Consider the following 378-nt stretch of genomic DNA (forward strand, 5'->3'; position numbering starts at 1 on the left):
ACACAGCCTTGCCCCCTCAACTCAAATCCAATTTATGAATAATCAGTCAAAAAAGTGCTTATCTGAACAGCATTGGGGCATGCCCGGCTTTTTCTATTTTTGGATAATGCACTCCGCGCGTGTCAGACGCGGACTGCCTGTGCATCCGCACGAATTTCTCCATCAACTGATCTTCGGTTTCCACCCTATGGACGGGATCCCGGAGGATGCAGTCCCTCTAGAGCAGACGCTGATGCAGGTTTACTGCCTGAGCATCCGCACAAACTTCTCCATCAGCTGATCTTCGGTTTCCACCCGATGGACGGGATCCCGGAGGATGCCGTCCATGGGGCGCAGACGCTGATACAGGCTTACTGCCTGTGCATCCGCACGAACTTC

Annotated in this window: 1 pseudogene; it reads right to left on the reverse strand. The window is 53.2% G+C overall.

Features of this window, described 5'->3' with window-relative positions:
• Positions 1-133: 133 nt before the first annotated feature.
• Positions 134-240 (reverse strand): annotated as a pseudogene (locus OKC30_RS20415) (YfhL family 4Fe-4S dicluster ferredoxin); the annotation flags it as partial.
• Between the last annotated feature and the right edge of the window lie 138 nt (positions 241-378).

This window comes from Aeromonas sp. QDB18 (assembly GCF_027705325.1).
In the GTDB taxonomy this organism is placed as follows: Bacteria; Pseudomonadota; Gammaproteobacteria; order Enterobacterales; family Aeromonadaceae; genus Aeromonas; species Aeromonas caviae.